General features: G+C 70.2%; 11 protein-coding genes. 4 read left to right on the top strand and 7 right to left on the bottom strand.

Annotation, left to right across the window (positions count from 1 at the left end; all coding sequences use genetic code 11):
- Positions 1–18: 18 nt before the first annotated feature.
- Positions 19–1,293 carry a DNA polymerase IV gene (locus IG04_RS0126805; protein WP_030479489.1) on the top strand — a complete coding sequence of 425 codons (1,275 nt, stop codon included), beginning with the start codon at positions 19–21 and terminating at the stop codon, positions 1,291–1,293.
- 85 nt (positions 1,294–1,378) lie between these two features.
- Complete coding sequence (locus IG04_RS0126800; RefSeq protein WP_051770749.1) at positions 1,379–2,038, top strand: hypothetical protein; 660 nt, start codon at positions 1,379–1,381, stop codon at positions 2,036–2,038.
- 763 nt (positions 2,039–2,801) lie between these two features.
- Here the strand turns inward: IG04_RS0126800 and IG04_RS0126795 are convergent.
- The gene (locus tag IG04_RS0126795; protein WP_051770747.1) at positions 2,802–3,902 is read right to left on the bottom strand and encodes a hypothetical protein; all 1,101 of its coding nucleotides are present in this window, start codon (positions 3,900–3,902) and stop codon (positions 2,802–2,804) included.
- Between the two features lie 18 nt (positions 3,903–3,920).
- Entirely contained in the window at positions 3,921–5,426 is a 1,506-nt protein-coding gene (locus tag IG04_RS0126790) for a M48 family metalloprotease (protein WP_030479486.1), read from the bottom strand.
- 268 nt (positions 5,427–5,694) lie between these two features.
- Between IG04_RS0126790 and IG04_RS0126785 the strand changes: the two genes are divergently transcribed.
- Positions 5,695–8,850, top strand: coding sequence for a S8 family serine peptidase (locus tag IG04_RS0126785; protein ID WP_084401420.1), 3,156 nt, complete (start codon positions 5,695–5,697; stop codon positions 8,848–8,850).
- 276 nt (positions 8,851–9,126) lie between these two features.
- On the opposite strand, the gene IG04_RS0126780 is transcribed toward IG04_RS0126785, so the two are convergent.
- Positions 9,127–10,665 (bottom strand): alkaline phosphatase D family protein, encoded by a 1,539-nt coding sequence (locus tag IG04_RS0126780; protein WP_084401422.1) that lies wholly within the window; start codon positions 10,663–10,665, stop codon positions 9,127–9,129.
- Positions 10,665–11,171: a hypothetical protein gene (locus tag IG04_RS0126775; protein WP_030479483.1), complete on the bottom strand. Its 507-nt coding sequence runs from the start codon at positions 11,169–11,171 to the stop codon at positions 10,665–10,667. The genes IG04_RS0126780 and IG04_RS0126775 overlap by 1 nt, the downstream gene beginning before the upstream one ends.
- 281 nt (positions 11,172–11,452) lie before the next feature.
- Between IG04_RS0126775 and IG04_RS0126770 the strand changes: the two genes are divergently transcribed.
- Complete coding sequence (locus IG04_RS0126770; RefSeq protein WP_030479482.1) at positions 11,453–11,848, top strand: DUF3040 domain-containing protein; 396 nt, start codon at positions 11,453–11,455, stop codon at positions 11,846–11,848.
- Between the two features lie 69 nt (positions 11,849–11,917).
- Here IG04_RS0126770 and IG04_RS0126765 read toward each other — a convergent pair whose 3' ends face one another.
- Genes IG04_RS0126765 through IG04_RS0126755 form a run of 3 tightly spaced genes read right to left on the bottom strand, consistent with a single transcriptional unit; the run spans position 11,918 to position 16,712 of the window.
- The gene (locus tag IG04_RS0126765) at positions 11,918–14,392 is read right to left on the bottom strand and encodes a transglutaminase TgpA family protein (protein ID WP_051770845.1); all 2,475 of its coding nucleotides are present in this window, start codon (positions 14,390–14,392) and stop codon (positions 11,918–11,920) included.
- Positions 14,392–15,657, bottom strand: a complete 1,266-nt coding sequence (locus IG04_RS0126760; RefSeq protein WP_030479480.1) for a DUF58 domain-containing protein — start codon at positions 15,655–15,657, stop codon at positions 14,392–14,394. The genes IG04_RS0126765 and IG04_RS0126760 overlap by 1 nt, the downstream gene beginning before the upstream one ends.
- A gap of 2 nt (positions 15,658–15,659) precedes the next feature.
- Entirely contained in the window at positions 15,660–16,712 is a 1,053-nt protein-coding gene (locus tag IG04_RS0126755) for an AAA family ATPase (protein ID WP_420843969.1), read from the bottom strand.
- Positions 16,713–16,765 lie beyond the last annotated feature (53 nt).

The raw sequence follows: 16,765 nt of genomic DNA, 5'->3' as shown, positions 1-16,765 counted from the left end.
CGTTCGAAAGGGGTGTTCATGGGTCGCAGTGCGAACCTGCCACGCGGCCTGGTCGACCGGTTCCGTGCGCGTGATGGCGTCTGGCCTGACGACACGGGCTGCCGGATGCTGCACGTCGACATGGACGCCTTCTACGCGTCGGTGGAGATCCGCGAACGTCCTGAGCTTGAGTCCGTGCCCGTCGTTGTCGGCGGCGTCGGTGGGCGAGGCGTCGTGAGTTCCGCGAACTACCTCGCGCGTGAGTACGGCGTGCGTTCCGCGATGCCCACCGCGCATGCCCGCCGGTTGGCGCCTCACGCCGTGTACCTGCCGCCCCAGTTCGATCTCTACCAGGAGGTCTCGCGCGGGGTCATGGCGATCTTTCGCGACATCACCCCGCTGGTGGAGCCTCTCTCACTGGACGAGGCCTTTCTGGATGTCGGTGGCGCGCTCCGCCGGCTCGGCCTGACGCCCGGTGGCATCGGGGAGTTGATCAGGGCCCGCGTGCTGGCCGACCAGGGCGTGTCCTGTTCGGTCGGGGTGTCATCGACGAAGTTCCTCGCGAAGCTCGCCTCGGGCATGTGCAAGCCCGACGGCATGATGGTCGTTCCTGCTGCTGCTTCTCTCGAGTTCCTGCACCCGCTGCCGGTCTCCGCCCTGTGGGGTGTGGGCGCGAAAACCGCTGCGAGGCTTGAGGGACTGGGTCTGGAGACCGTCGCCGACGTGGCCGCCATGCCTCTGCCGCGCCTGCGCCGCAAGATCGGCGTGGCCCTGGCGGAGCACCTGTACACGCTGGCCTCCGGGGTGGACGACCGCGCGGTGGTGCCGGTGTCGCGGGAGAAGTCCATCGGCGCCGAGGAGACCTTCGAGGTCGACGTCGCCGACCGCGCGTTGCTGCGCCGCGAACTGCTGCGCCTGTCGGAGCGCTCGGCGGGTTCGTTGCGCGCCAAGGGTCTGCACGGCCGGACGGTGTCGATCAAAGTCCGCTTCTCCGACTTCACGACGATCACCCGCTCCCGCACCCTGCCGGTGTCGACCGACGTGACCCAGGAGATCTTCCGGGTGGCCGCCGAACTCCTGGACACCCAGGTCCCGCCCGGCGAGGTCCGTCTGATCGGCGTCCGAATAGAGGGTCTTGACAACGCCGACTCCGCCCAGCAACTGATCTTCGACGCCCCGGAACGAGGCTGGCGCGAAGCCGAACAAGCCGCCGACCAGGCCCGTTCCCGCTTCGGCTCGCTGGCCGTCCGGCCGGCCTCACTGCTCCGCGACAGTCCAGAAAGGACAGCGGACTTCGAACCGAAGCCCGAGTGATCGCGACTTGTCCACAGCCGCCGACTTGTCCACAGATCCGGCCGCCCCCTGAATTCCCCGCCCTCCCCGACCCCACCATTGACCCATGCGCCACCCCATCGACCTGGAAGCCCTGGGCACCCTCTTCGTCCACCGAGTGGCCCCAGTGGCAGCCCTGATCCACATAGGACTGTCCTCGTCCCTGATCGACCAGCGCTGCCGTCCGGGCGGCCCCTGGCAGCGCCTCTTCCCGAGCATCTTCCTGCTGTCCAGAGCAGGCCCGTCCCGGGAACAACTGGTGCAGGCCGCCCTCCTCTACGCAGGAGAAGGCGCGATGCTCACCGCGTTCGACGCCCTCTACCTCCACGGCATGAGATCCGTCCTGCCGACAGCGGACGCCATCCACGTCCTGGCCCCACGCAACTCCGGCGCCTGGGGCCACGGCACCCTGCGCCTGGAACGAACGGACCGCCTCCCCAAACCAGCCCTGCGCCGGGGCTTCCACGTGGCCCCCTTGGAACGCGCGGCGGTAGACGCGATCCGCCGAACCCGCTCGATCCCGGACACCAAGGCCATCCTCGACGAGGTGTCGCACTACGTGGGCATCCAAGCCCTCAGAGCCGAGCTGGCCATGGCCCCGCGCAAGGGCACCACCCTGGCCCGCAAACTCCTGGGCGACTCCCCGGCCCGCCAGCTGGAACTGGCCGTGATGGACCACCGCCCACCGTCCGTCCCACAAGCCCGAACCCCACAACCAGTCGGCTGACCCGCCCGGCCCACAAGGCATCCGGGCACGGCAGAGCACTGCCTCGCGCACCCCGCAAGGCAAGTCGTCCCCGGCGGCGTGCCTGCCCGTCGGCTCGCTGTCCGAGGCGAAAGCCGCGCCGACGACCTCGCGCGAGCAGCGGCGCCGAGCTCGACCCTGCGCTGTTGTCGCACGTCGGTTCGGTAACCCACCCACCAACGTTGGTGGGCGGCCGGCCCGCTGACGCGGCCCACCGACCCGGCCCACTGACCGTGGGCTACCGACGCGGCCCACCGACGCGGCCCACCGACCGTGGGCTACCGACCAGCGCCCAGAAGGGCCGCACCCCGCTCACCCCGAGTTCGACCCTGCGATGTTGTCGCACGCCGGTTCGGTAACCCACCGACCAACGTTGGTGGGCGGCCGGCCCACTGACGCGGTCCACCGACCCGGCTCACCGACGCGGCCCACCGACCGTGGGCTACCGACCAGCGCCCAGAAGGGCCGCATCCCGCTCACCCCGAGTTCGACCCTGCGTTGTTGTCGCACGCCGGTTCGGTGGCCCCGCCCACCAACGTTGTTGTGCAGCCGGCCACCGACCCAGCCCACCGACCAGCGCCCACCGACCAGCCGGGCCGCACCCCAGCGGCCTCGCCCACCGACCAGCGCCCAGCCGGACCGCAATCCGCGCACCCCGAGCGAAAGCCTGCCAACCCACCTACTGCTGCACCCGAATCCCACCCGATGCAGTACCGAATCCCAGCCGCCGCAGCGAAAGGAGCCACTACCGAACCGGAGCCCTGACCCCCTTGCCCTTGGCCGCGGCCTTGACCGCGATTCCCCGCAGGCTCAAGAACTTCAGCCGAGGCTCCCCGAAGTAGTCCCAAGGCCCTGCATCCGCCAACGCCCCCAAAGCCCGGAACTGCCCCACAGCCTCTTCGAACCGCTGCAGCTCAAGCAAGGCGTAGATCGCATACCCACGGTCGTTCCGAAGCGCATAGGTGTCGGCACCCTCATCCACCAGCCGAGCCAGCAGCGCGTCCAGGGCCCTGGCAACCGCGGGCGACTTCCACACGTCAGGCGAGGTGCCCTCAGCCTCGTACGCAGCTTGCAGCGGCAGAGACAAAAGCTTGGGCGCCTTGGCGGCAGCTTCGATCGCGAACGTCAGGGCCAGCTCATCCGACCCGTGCCACTTGCGGCACCAGTACTGCAGGGCCTGCGCGTGTCCGTTGTGGTGCAGGGGATCGCGCGACATCAGTTCCGCCCAGATCGCGCGGAACTCGTCGTGCTCCACCTGCAGGCCGCGGGCGAGCGTCAGCATCGTGTTCCACGGCGTCGGGTCGTCGGGCAGCACGGCGGCGGCGATACCGGCTGCCTCGCGGGCCTCGAACAGGACGCGGTGGAAGCCCTCGAACTGTTCGCGGGTCGTCTGGGAGGAGGTGGCACTGCCTCGGATGTCCCAGGCGAGGGCGACCAGCGACATCGCGTGCACGACGATCCAGTGCGGGTCGCCTGGGCGGGCGGTCTGCCAGGCGTCCATCCAGGTGTCGTCCTTGGCGGCGAGGTCGGCCAGGGCCCAGACGACGCGCTGGCGGCGGTCCCAGTCGCCGTGGGTCGACGCGACGAGGTCGGCGGCGTTCTCCCAGTTGCCGGCCCGGACGTCGTCCTTCACGGCGGCGAGGGCCAGGTCTTCGATCGGCGAGGTGGTGGTCACCTCGGCGTCGGGGGCGAGGCCGTAGCGCTCCGGGTGGGTTTTCGGCAGGACGTACGAAGCCACCACGTCGGAAGGGAGTTCGTCGATCTCCACACCCAGCCGCTTCGCTTCGCGCATCAGGCGGATGACGGTGATGAGTTCCTTGGGCTTGAACAGAAGTGAGAGCACCACGGGGTTTCTCCTGAACGCTCAGTGCGCGGGGCGGTAGTCGGGGGCCACACCGGCGGTGGCGAGCGCGGCGCGCAGGCCCTCGGTGCTGCCGTGGTCGGCGACCGCGGCGTCCAGGTGTTCGGCCATGTCGGAGTCGTGAGAGGAGGTGACGAACGTGGTTCGTCCCAGCCAGTCCAGTTCCCAGCGGGCGAGGCCCGCGTCGGAGAACGCCAGTGCCACCAACGCGGACAGCTCGGGCAGCACCTCGCCGCGGGCCATCTCGCGGCGGGCTCGGGCACCGGCGTCCCTGTTGCCGGGCACGTGAGTGCCGAGGCCGGCGAGGTGTCCCGCGTCCAGCGCGTCGAGCACGGTGGTCAGTGACGGCGGTTGGTCCATCGCCGCCGCGGACGCCTGCAGCAGCCGTTCGGTGCCGCGCACGACGCGGGCGCGGGCGCCGATGTGGCCGAGTGTGGCCCAGTCGACGCGTTCCTTCGACGCGGCGTCGGACACGAGCGTGTTGAGCACGGCGGCGTCTAGCAGCGGCATCGGGTCGGTGAGCAGTTCCAGTGCGGGGCGGTCGCCCCAGCCTGACTCGGGTTCGAGTGCCATGGCCTCGATCGCGGCGATGCGGTCCCGCAGTGGCGGGTGGGAGTCGTACGGGCCGCGGTCCGGGTCGTGGGGGTTCTGGCGGATCTCCTCCAGTTCCTCGTGGAGTTCGGGGGAGGTGCGCAGGCGGGCGAAGCCGTCGAAGAAGGTCGTGGGGAGGTAGCCGAGTTCCCACGCGACGGTGAGGTGGCGGTCGGTGAAGAGGTTCCACGCGGCGTCGATCACCGGCAGTTCGCGCCAGGCGGACGCGGCGGCGGACGAGCCGGCCAGCGTGGCGGCGACGCGGTCGGCGGCGAACTCCTGCCGGCGGCTGATCGCCCGGGAGACACGGAGGTACAGCTTGGCGTAGCCGCGGAACAGCTTGGCGATCATGCGCTGGAACCACCGCTTGGCGTTCATGTGGGAACCGGCGCGCAGCATGGCCTCACGGCCGGAGACCACGACGCCGGCGAGGCGCGTGTCCTTGTTGGCGTAGTGCCCGAGTTCGTGGGCGAGCACCGCGATGAGTTGCTTCTCGGTCAAGGAGGTGAGCAGAGGTGCACCGATGAACATCCTGCGTTCGAGGACGCGCAGCCCGAGGAAGCGGGTGTCCTCGGCGACTGCGGCGTTCACCGCGGCGACGATCCGGATCTCGTCCGGCGGGCGGGTGCCGACGTCGGCGGCCAGGCGGTGGACGAGGTCCCAGAGCGCGGGCTGCTGCTCGGGCGTGACGAGGGTGCCCGGCGCCTCGTCCCGCGTGCGGCGTTCCAGCGAGGTCAGGCCCTTGACCAGCGCGTACGCCACCGGCACGACGAACAGCGCCAGCTTCACGCCGACGAACGGGCGCTCGATCAGGGCGTATGTCTCCAGCGCGAGCAGGCCACCGATCAACCCGAAGGCGAGGACGTAGAAACCGACGAGCATCGACACCGAAATGGCAGCACGCAACGAAACACGCATGAGTAGAGCGACCTTCCCCCAAAGCCCCCAGCGCCGCCCCCAGATGACGGCAGCACGAAGTGTGCACGAGAACCCGGTCCCGACTCAATCCCGAAAGGCGGGCCGGTCGAAGTGGCCACGGCGTGTCAACCAGCCGATCGGCCAGTGCGGGTACCTCTGCGGGATGACATCCGCCTGGGCAGCTCCGGCCTTCAGGCGGAGGTGAGGTGACGCTCGGTGTCCCTACGGTCACTGAGGCAACACCTCATCGAGCACTGGAGGTAAACCAGTGAGAGCAGGACAGCGAGGTGCCCGCAGGGGGATCACCGCTCTCGCGCTGTCGGCAGGCCTCGTCACCACGGGAACGATCACGGTGACGACGGCTGTCGCGCACGCGGGGGAGCGGGCATCGGGGCAGGGGGACCGGAGCGTCACGCTGATCACCGGTGACCGGGTGGAACTTGCCGGCAACCGCGTCGTGCGGGTCGTGCCGGGACCGGGGCGGGACAGGCTGCCGGTGCGTACCTTCACGCGGGACGGGCATCAGCACGTGGTGCCCGCGGATGCGATCGCGTTGGTGGACAACGGAAAGCTCGACCCGCGGTTGTTCGACGTGACGTCGTTGGCCGAGTTCGGCTACGACGATGCACGGCGCAGCACCGTTCCTGTGATCGTGCGGCCGGCGGCGGGCGCACGATCGGGCATTACGGCGTTGGCGGCGAAGGGGTCGGTCGACGACCTGGTGACCGGCACTGTCGAGAAGTCGGGCAGCGCCTGGGAGTCGCTGCGCGGTGGTGCGGTGGAGAAGGTGTGGCTCGACGGCATCCGGAAGGTGTCGCTCGACCGCAGCACCAAGCAGATCGGCGCGCCGCAGGCGTGGCAGGCAGGTGTCACGGGCAAGGGCGTGAAGGTCGCGGTGCTCGACACGGGCGTCGACGAGAAGCACCCCGATCTGCAGGGCAGGCAGATCGCCGAGAAGAACTTCACCGACTCGCCGGACAACACCGACGAGGTCGGGCACGGCACGCACGTCGCGTCGACCATCGCCAGTAAGGGCGAGCAGTACCGCGGTGTCGCGCCGGACGCCGAGATCCTCGACGGCAAGGTCTGCCAGCCGGGCGGCTGCAGCGAGTCGGCGATCCTCGGCGGCATGCAGTGGGCGGCCGAACAGGGCGCGAGCGTCATCAACATGAGCCTGGGCGGCGGTGACACCCCGGAGATCGACCCGATCGAGGAGGCCGTCAACCGGATCTCCCAGGAGACCGGCGCGCTGTTCGTGATCGCGGCGGGCAACTCCGGGCGGCCGGAGACGATCGGCTCGCCCGGTAGCGCGGAGTCCGCGCTGACCGTCGGCGCGGTCGACCGCAACGACGGCATCGCGCCGTTCTCCAGCCGTGGCCCGGCCGCGGACGGAGCGGTGAAGCCGGACGTGACCGCGCCCGGCGTCGGCATCATGGCGGCCGAGGCCGGCACGCAGGGCCATGTCGCGATGGACGGCACGTCGATGGCGACGCCGCACGTCGCGGGAGTTGTCGCGTTGCTCAAGCAGCAGCACCCGGACTGGACCGGCACACGGCTCAAGGCGACCATCATGGCGTCGGCCAAGGCGAACCCGGCCCTGACGGCGTTCGATCAGGGCGCTGGCCGGGTCGACGTGCCGAAGATGCTGGCGCAGCAGGTGATCGCGGACCCCGCGAACATCAACTTCGGTCTGCAGCAGTGGCCGCACGACGACGACCAGAAGATCGTCCGCGAGGTCACCTACCGCAACCCCGGCAAGGAACCCGTCACGCTCGACCTGAGCACGGACGTCAAGGGACCGGACGGCAAGCCCTCGCCCGCCGGTCTCTTCACCGTGTTTCCGGCGAAGATCACCGTCCCCGCCGGCGGCGAGGCGAAGGCCACGATCACCGCTGACACCAGGGTGAACGCGCCGGACGGCGCCTACAGCGGTGCGATCGTCGCGTCGAACGGCCTGCGCACGCTCGTCAGCGTCAACCGTGAGGTCGAAAGCTACGACACGGCCGTCTCGGTGCTCGGCGCCGACGGCAACCCGGCCGAGTTGCACAGCACGTTCTTCGTCAACACGAAGACCGGCAAGTCATATCCGGGACTGGCCAAGAACGCCCGCCTGCCCAAGGGCGAGTACCTCGTGGACAGCGGTGTCATCACCCCGGACTTCAAGGTCGCGTTCCAGGTGCAGCCGAAGTTCCAGGTGACCGGCAAGGGGTCGATCACGATCGACGCGCGCAACGCCAAACCGGTCGCGCTCAAGACCCCGGACGCCGCGGCCAAGAGCATGATCGGCACGGTCGGCTACTCCGTCCCGATCGCGGGAACGACGTTCGGGCACGGCTGGGCGTTCTTCGGCGGCTTGGCGGGCCAGGTGTCCACGGCTCAGATCGGTCCGGACGCTCCAGGCTTGTCCACGACGATCGCCGAGCAGTTCCAGGGCACGGCACGCGACGAGAAGACCCCGGTCAGCTACCGCCTGATGTACACCGAGAAGGGCATGCCGACCGGCTACGAGCGCACCGCCAAGGCGAACGAGCTCGCCGAGATGACGACGAGCTTCCGCAACGCCGGTGAGGGCCGTCAGCACGGCATCGCCGTGATGCCGAACCCGGTGGACGGCAGTGGCGGCTTCGGCTGGTTCACGCCGGTGCCGGAAGGCGGCCGCGCGATCGACCACGTCTCGACCGTCACCGGCAAGTGGAGCTGGGTCTACGACCGCGTCGGCCCGGACAACAACAACGAGTACACGACCCAGACGCCCGCCCGTTCCTTCAAGGGCGGCAAGAAGTACTCGCAGACGTTCGGCGCCGCGATCTTCGGCCCGTCCGTGCCGTCGGCACCCGGTTTCGGTCTGGCGAGGCTGGAAGACCAGATCGCCGTCAGGGTGCCGCTCTTCACCGACAGCAACGGCGGCGAGGGCAGGATCAACGGCGGAACGGCCAAGACCACGTTGTTCCACAACGGCACCAAGCTCGGCGAGTCGGACCGTCCCGCCGCGGTCTTCGACGTCCCGGCCGGCGAAGGCACGTACAGGGCCGAGATGGAACACAGCCGCGACGCGGAGCTGTCGAAGAAGGTGAGCGGCGCCTGGACCTTCAAGGCCAAGCACACCAGCGAGATCACGCACCTCCCGCTCACGGTGGTCCGCTTCCTGCCGAAGCTCGACGACAAGGACACCGCGCACGGCCGCGTGCAACTGGTCCCGCTGAAGGTCGAGCAGGCCCAGAACACGCCGAAGGTCAAGCGCGTCACCGTCGAGGTGTCCTACGACGACGGCGCGACCTGGAAGCAGGCGCACGTCGCCGGCGACAAGGTGGTCCTGCACCACCCGAAGGGTGCGAAGTCCGCTTCGCTGCGCGCCAAGACGACGGACGCGGCGGGCAACACTGGCGAGGTCACGATCATCAGCGCCTACAAGATCGCAAGCTGACCGGCCGGACCTTGACGGTGCGGACCTGACCGGCCGGACCTGATGGTGTGGAACTGACGGCTGGAACTGACGGCCGGACCTGACGGCCCAAGCCGCCTGCCCGAAACCGACGACCAGGCGGTGCGGTCGGAACTCACGGCCAAGCGATACGGCCAGAACCGACCCGCCAGAAACTGTCAGACCCGCTGACTAGCATCGGATTCGGGGGCTCCACCCTCCGGCCACACAGGGCCCGGGAACCCCCGAATCCGAGCTTACTCAGCGGGTCTGACACGTTCAGGGACGCCGGTACTGCGCAGGCGACCCGACAGTCGCCGGATCCTCGTAGCTCCCGGCCTTCCCCCGGTCGACGTGGAACGTGGTCAGCGTCGACACCGGCGACGAGGCGTCCCGCCGGTCCCCGATCACCTTCATGTGCGTGGTGAACCGCTGAGGCGTCACCTCGTAGACGTCGTACCCGTACCTGTTGCCCTCGAAGTACTTCAGGTGCGGGTTCGCCGCTCCCATCACCGGCCCGTTCGCCGCGTTCCACTCCGGCGAGTACGCGCCCGACGTGACCGAGTGCGCGGTGAACTCGGTGCCGATGACCGGCGACGTGACGTCGTCGAAGTCCGGCCTGATGTCGTCGACGAACGCCGAGTGCCAGTCGCCGGTCAGCACGACGAGGTCCTTCATGCCCTCGGCGGCGACGTGGCCGAGCACCTCGCGGCGTTCTGCCAGGAAGCCGTCCCACTGGTCGGTGAAGTAGTAGCCGCCGCCGGTGCGGGCCAGTTGCGACAGCATGATCGAGTTGATCCACACCTGCCACGCCTCGCGGGCGCCGGAAATGCCGTCCAGCAGCCACTTCTTCTGTTCGGCGCCCAGGATCGTGCCGCCTGCCAGGTTCTGCGCGGACCGGTACTGGCGCAGGTCCAGGACGGTCAGGTCGATGAGGGAACCCCACTGGCGACGACGGTGGATCTGTGGTTCGAGAGCGCTCCCAGAGCGGATCGGCAGGTGCTCGTACCAGGCTTGGTAGGCGGCGGCGCGGCGCTTCACGAACGGTGCTGAGCCGTCGGTGCCGCTGTAGTCGTTGACGACCTCATGATCGTCCCACGTCAGGTAGAAGGGGTGAGCCGCGTGGGCGTCGCGCAGCGACGGATCGCCCTTGTACAAGGCGTGGCGGCGCCGGTAGTCCGCAAGGGACAGCACGGCGGGGCCCTCGTGATCACGCACGTGCGCGCCGCCGACCTGGCCGTGCTCGTAGATGTAGTCGCCCAGGTGCACGACGAAATCCAGCTTCTCGGCGGCGATGCCGCGGTGTGCGGCGTAGAAGCCGTCGTGGAAAGCCTGGCAGTTCGCCGTCGCGAACCTGACGCGAGACACCGGGCCGACAGGGGCCGTGCGCGTGCGACCGACACGAGAACGCTTGCCCAGAGCCGAGAACTGGTAGTAGTAGGTGCGGCCGGGCCGGAGACCGTGCACGGGCACGTGCACGCTGTGCCCCAACAGGTTCGACGAAGCGACACTCCCGCACGCCACCCGCGAGCGCATCGTGCGATCGGACGCAACAGACCACTCGACCTCGACGATCTCGGGCAGCGGCTGCTCGAACGCCAGCGGCTCGGGAGCCAGGCGCGTCCACAGGACCACGCTGTCCGGCAACGGGTCCCCGGATCCGACGCCCAGCGTGAACGGCGCTGGATCCCACGACGCGCCCAGGTCCAGGGCGGCCGCGTGAGCCTCGGCGGGAGACAGGCCGGCCGACAGCGGCCACACGGTGCCGAGAGCGCCGGCGGCGGCCGCGGCGCGCAGGAGATCACGTCGGTTCAGCATCAGCGGCCTCCGACCGTGAACGAGATGTTGTCCGCGTAGCCGTCGTTCGACGTGCCGCCACCGGAACGGGTCAGTTGCAGCGTCACGACGGCGGTGCGGCTGCCCGGTGGCACGGTGCCGCGCGCCGACCGCTCGAGCAGGCTGGTGCGGCTCGAGCGTTCCTCCGCCGTCACCGGACCGAGCACCACCAGACCGCGCGGGGTGCCGCCGGCGTCGAGGAACTCCACCGACAGCCGGGCGCCGTCCTGCTGCGCGGCGTAGCCGCCGAGCCACGCGGACACCGCGAACTGAGACGACCGGCGCGGCAGTGTCACGCTCTGTCGCAGCGTGCTCAGTGGCGTGTCGCCGCCGCCGAAGAACGACGAGCCGCGCTGCGCCGGACCGGGATCACCCGGCCCCGGATACCCCTGGCCCGTGTCGTACCGCAGCACGACGGGGGCGCCCGCGACGACGAGCCAGCCGGTCAGGCCCTGCTCGGCGGCGCCGTTGACGATGAGTTCGGTCATGCGCTGATCCGAGCAAGCGGGGCTGTCGCGGACGGATCGCGCGGCCGAACCAGGTGTGAACGGAAGGCCACAAGGGGCTGGAACAGGCCTCACGAAGGCCTCACCACTGCCCCAGGAGGATGATGGTGACAGATCAGACCGTATGAGAAGGCCGACTGGCTAGTCGCCGGGGCGCGCGGATCGTATCCTGGAAGGTGACGTCCCCAGGGTGGGTCGTCCGCCGGGTTCGGCGGAAACCGAAAACACCCGGCGCCCGCGACCGCTGTGCCGGAGGAGGAACGATGCCACTCTCCGAGCACGAGCAGCGACTGCTCGACCAGATCGAGCGCGCGCTCTACGCCGAGGACCCGAAGTTCGCATCTACCGTACGGGGCGCCAAGTTGCGGCGGCCGTCCAAGCGACGCCGCGTGCAGGGCATCGTGTTGTTCGTGGTCGGCGTGGCTGCGCTCATCACCGGAGTGATGCTCCCGCAGCTCTCGGTCGCCAGCATTCCCGTGGTGAGCGTCTTCGGCTTCCTGCTCATGTTCTTCGGTGCGCTCATCACCCTGACGACGTTGCGTCGTGGTGACCAGGTCGCCGAGGGAGCGCAGGAGGACGGCAAGCCCGCGCGCAGCCGCAGCTCGTTCTCCGAACGGATGGAAGAGCGCTTCCGCCGCCGCTTCGACGAAGAGAAGTAACCAGACCAAGAGGCCTGAAGCGAAGGGCCCGCCCCCCAACGGGAGGCGGGCCCTTCGGCTGTCTCGGACCTACACGCCGGCGGGCTCCCGTTCAGCCGTGTCGGCCACCGGCGTGGGCGACGGCTTGAGCACCGACTTCGGGAACAGCCTCGCCCTCAGCGACAGTGGCGCGTTCTGCCGCAACGACTGCCGCACCGCGGCCACGGCACCGGGCAGCGACGGGTCGGCGGCCGGGTTCGGGCTGTACCAGGACCGCTCGATCGCCCCGATCACCGTCCGCAGGCCGTCCTTGCCCGCGTCGTCCAGGTTGTGCTCGCGCGCCAACCGGCGGGCGGCGATCCTGATCGTCTCGGCCATCGGCACGGGCGCACCGCGGTCGATCGACTCGGCCATGAGCTCGCTCCAGGCGGCCGAGGCCGCGCCGGGACCGAGCGCCGTCACGGCGAGCAGGTGGTTGCGCCGTCGCACGGCACGCACCAGCAGCGGCGTGAGCACCACCCCGGCGACCACCAGCAGCACCGCGAGCCACCACGACAGCAACGCGGCCGCGAGCCCTGCGCCCATCAGCCACAGCGCGGCGGCGACCGGTATCAGCAGCTTGCGCGCCCACGACACGCCCAGCAGGCCCGCGCTGAGCACACCGAGCAACGCCAGCACCAGGAGGAGCGACAGCAGCATGGCCAGCACCAGCACGATGCCCAGCGCCCACAGGTGCCACGTCGGCGGCCCCTGGGAGCTCGCCGCCGGCAGCCCCTGGTCACCGTCCGTGCCGTCGGGCGAGGCGGAGGCCTGGGCCGACCCGGTCGTGGAGGCCGAGGTCGACTCGGTCTGCGTGTTCGCGGTCGGCACCTCCTCCTGACCCGGCGCGGTCTCGCGCAGGTACGGCGGCACGATCCCGCGGCCGTCGTTGACCGGGGTCGGGTCGAACGTCATCCAGCCGTAGTTCGGGAAGAAGATCTCGACCCACGCGTGGGCGTCCTCGGTGCTGATCACGCGGTGGGAGCCGTCCGCGGACGGAACGCCGGCGGTGAAGCCGATCGCCACCCGCGACGGCAGTCCCACCACCCGCGCCATCACGGCCATCGCGGACGCGAACTGCTCGCAGTAGCCGATCTTGCCCCGCAGCACGAAGTCCGTCAGCGCGTCGGTCGTGATGTCGCCGCCGGTCTCGAGCTTGTACTGGAACTCGGTGGTGGGACCGTTGAAGAAGGCCGTGAGCGCGGCCGCCTTGTCGAAGTCGTTCGTGGCGCCCGCGACGATCCTCTTCGCGAGGTCCACGACCTGCTGCTCGACCCCGTCGAACTTGTAGTACTCGCCATCGACCGCGTTCGCCTGGGCCGGTGCCAGCCGCAGCGCCTGCTTCGTCGGCGTCGACATCACCGTGTCGAGCTCGTAGGACGCGGGTTCACGCTCCCGCTGGGTGTAGATCACGCCCTTCTTCGGGTCGAACTGGTAGTCGTCGTCCGGGGTGTCGATGCGGCGGACGGCGCCGTAGGTCGGCAGCCAGAAGCTCCGCCAGTCGCGCGGCTCGATGTTGATCCGGGTGGTCCTGCCCTCGCCGCGGTCGCCCGGCTGCGGCGGAAGCTCACCGCGCGCGGGCTGGCCGCCGGGAGGACTGCCGCGTTCCCAGCCCTTGTTCGGCACGTACTGAGCGAGCGTCGACGCCCGCATGTACATCGGATCGTTCATGCCGCGCACGTAGAACACCTCGGCGCTGCGGCCGCGGTTGAGCATGCCGCGCAACGACGTCATCTCGCTCAGCCCGATGCCGCCCTTGCCGCCGCCACCTCCGCCGCTGCCGGGCAGCCTGCCGACCGTGCCGACGAGCGTGAAGCCCGCGCCGACGACCAGCGCGATCACCATCGCGATCGCCGCCACCGAGGTCGCGGACCCGCCGGACCCGCTGGCCGATCCGGAACCGAGCCGGCCGCGCCACGCCTCGTGCCGGTGCTGACCGTCGACCGCGAGCAACAGCGCGAACGCCGCCGCACCCAGGATGAACGTCCAGAACGGCAGCATCTCGTCGGCCAGCGACGCGGGCACCGCGAACACGCACAGCAGCACCAGACCGGACGCCGCCGGAGCCGCCGCCGCGACAGCCAGCGTGTCGACCAGCACCGCGACCAGGCCGATCGCCAGCACGACGAGCGCCTGGATCGCCGGTGACGCGTGCACCGGAGGCACCCCGGTCTGCACCTGCGCGACGGACTCCGAGAGCACGTCGCCGAGTTCGCTCAGCGCGTCAGGACCAGGGATGAACAGGAAGATGCCTGACCGCGTATGCAACGCCGTGAGCAGGCACAACAGCACGAAGACCTGGGCGATCGCGACCAGCGGCGGGGTCAGCCTGGTCGCCCTCAGGAACGCTCCGGTCACGGTGATCGCGACGATCACCACGCCGATGCGCACCAGCCACAGGTCGCCCTCGATCACGCCGGACAGCGCGGTGGACGCGCAGAGCACGGCCAGCGCGGCGATCCACGGCGTCGCCGAGGTGAACCACTCGGGCTCGGCGCCCTTCGACGGAGCGGAACGGGATCCCATCAGCCCACCTCCGAGCGAAACGACGGGCCCCGGGATCCGGCCGAGGCGCACAGCTCCTGCCACACCTGCTGCATCGACGCGGACGGCTTCGCGATCGCCACGCCCCAGCCCGCACCGCCCAGCAGCCGCCGGGCGTCCTCGGGTTCCGGAGCGGCGGCGTCGGTCCCACCGGACCAGGCGTTCACGTCCAGCAACACGGCCAGGCTGCGGGTGCCGCGCGGCCGGTACCGGACCAGTTCCTCCGCCGACGCCGGCGAGAGACCGCCGAGCACCGCGATGACCTCCTGGCCCGCGCCGGGGTCCATGCCGCCGCTGAGCTCACGGCGGTGCGAGCCCTGCAGTGCCGCGAGCGAGTCCAGCACCACGTGGTCGCTGTGCCCGCCGTCCGACGACCCGCCCGCGAGCACCCGCCCGTCCTCGGAGACCAGGCGCACCTGGTGGCCGAAGTGGTGCAGGTGCAGGCAGATGGACGCCGCGAACGAGATGGCCCACTCCAGTGACGCCGTGGGCCCGCTGCCGCGGTGGGCGTACACGCGGTGGTCGAGCAGCACCGTCGTGCCACCGCGCCACGGACGTTCCTCGACGCGCACCATCAGCTCATCGCGCCGAGCCGTGGACCGCCAGTGGACTTTCCGCAGGTCATCGCCCTGCCGGTACTGCCGCACCACCGCGTCGTCCTCGCCCTGACCGGCCCGCAGCCGCACCGAGCCGTCGTCGCCCGCACCCATGCCGGAGCCGCCGGGCAGACCCGACAGCCGCACCACCCGCGGCACCACGACCAGCCGGGAACGGCCCGCGAGCTCGCGGTCGAACTCGGCGAGGCCGAACGGGTCGGTGATCCGCGCCATCAGCGGGCCGACCTGCTGGATGCCGCGCATCACCGGCTTGAGCGGGTAGCGCAACGACGTCGGCGTGTTGCGGGGCAGCCGCTCCACCAGGAACCGCGGTCGCGCGCCCAGGGCGTACGGCACGGTGTCCTCCAGCATCAGCCCGCCCGTGGGCAGCCGGCCGGTGCTGCGCAGGTCGAGCTTCACCTCGGCCGCCGCACCCACCGGCACCCGGCTCGGGGCGAGGAACCGGGCGGCGTGCAACCCCACCCGAGCCCTCGTCGCGAGCCACGCGGCCAGCAGGGGCAGCGCGATCACGAAGGCGGCGACCCGCAGCAGATCGCGTTCGTTCAGCACAGCGGCGCACACTCCGGCGGCGAACCCCGCGGCCAGCAAGCATCTTCCGCGTGTGGTCAGACCGGAGAGTGCGGTGCGCATCGTTAGCGTGGCGTCCCTGCGTTGTTGTTGTTCATGCTGCGGACGAACGCCGCGCTCGGGTCGAGTGCCGCCGTAGGCACCGGCACCCGCTGCAACAGCGCCCTGATCAGCTCGGCGGGGGACCGGCGAGCGGCCTGCGCCTCGGCGGTCAGCACCAGCCGGTGAGCCAGCACCGGGATCGACACCGCGTGGATGTCGTCCGGCACCACGAAGTCACGGCCGGCCAGCGCGGCTTGCGCACGTGCGGCGCGGACGAGGTGCAGCGTGGATCGCGGCGAGGCACCGAGGCGCAGCTCCGGCAGGCGGCGGGTCGCCGAGACCAGCTCGACGGCGTACCTGCGGACCTCGGTGGACAGGTGCACCCGGCGCACGGCCTCGACCAGCCGCAGGATCTGCGCGGCGTCCGAGACGGGACGCAGGTCGTCGAGCGGGTTGTGGCCCGCGTGCTCGTCGACCATGGCCAGCTCGGCCTGCGGGTCGGGGTACCCGATCGACACGCGCGCGGTGAACCTGTCGCGCTGTGCCTCCGGAAGGGCGTAGGTGCCCTCCATCTCGATCGGGTTCTGCGTCGCGATCACCATGAACGGCGCACCCAGCGGGTAGGTGTTCCCGTCGACCGTGACCTGGTGCTCCTCCATGCACTCCAGCAGCGCGGACTGCGTCTTGGGGGAGGCACGGTTGATCTCGTCGCCGACGACGATGTTCGCGAAGATCGGTCCCGGCCTGAACTCGAAGTCGTTCTCCTGCCGGTTGTAGATGGACGAGCCGGTGATGTCGCTTGGCAGCAGGTCCGGCGTGAACTGCACGCGGCTCACGGTGCAGTCGATCGAACGGGCCAGCGCTTTGGCCAGCGAGGTCTTGCCGACACCCGGCACGTCCTCGACCAGCAGGTGCCCTTCGGCGAGCAGCGTCACGAGGGCAAGGCGGACCACGTCGGGTTTGCCGACGAGCACGCGCTCGACGTTCGCGGCGATCCGCTGGACGGCGCCGTGCAACTCACCCAGAACCTGATCGACCGGCGCGTGACTGTTCGCGCTTGGGCTTCCCGGCGTCACTAAACCTCCAGCAGCCGTGTCCGGAACACGGACGTGTGAGCGTTTCACGCAGT

This window comes from Lentzea albidocapillata (genome assembly GCF_000719115.1).
GTDB lineage: Bacteria > Actinomycetota > Actinomycetes > Mycobacteriales > Pseudonocardiaceae > Lentzea > Lentzea albidocapillata.
Note: the sequence above shows the minus strand (reverse complement) of the source record. Positions and strands in the feature narration are given on the sequence as shown.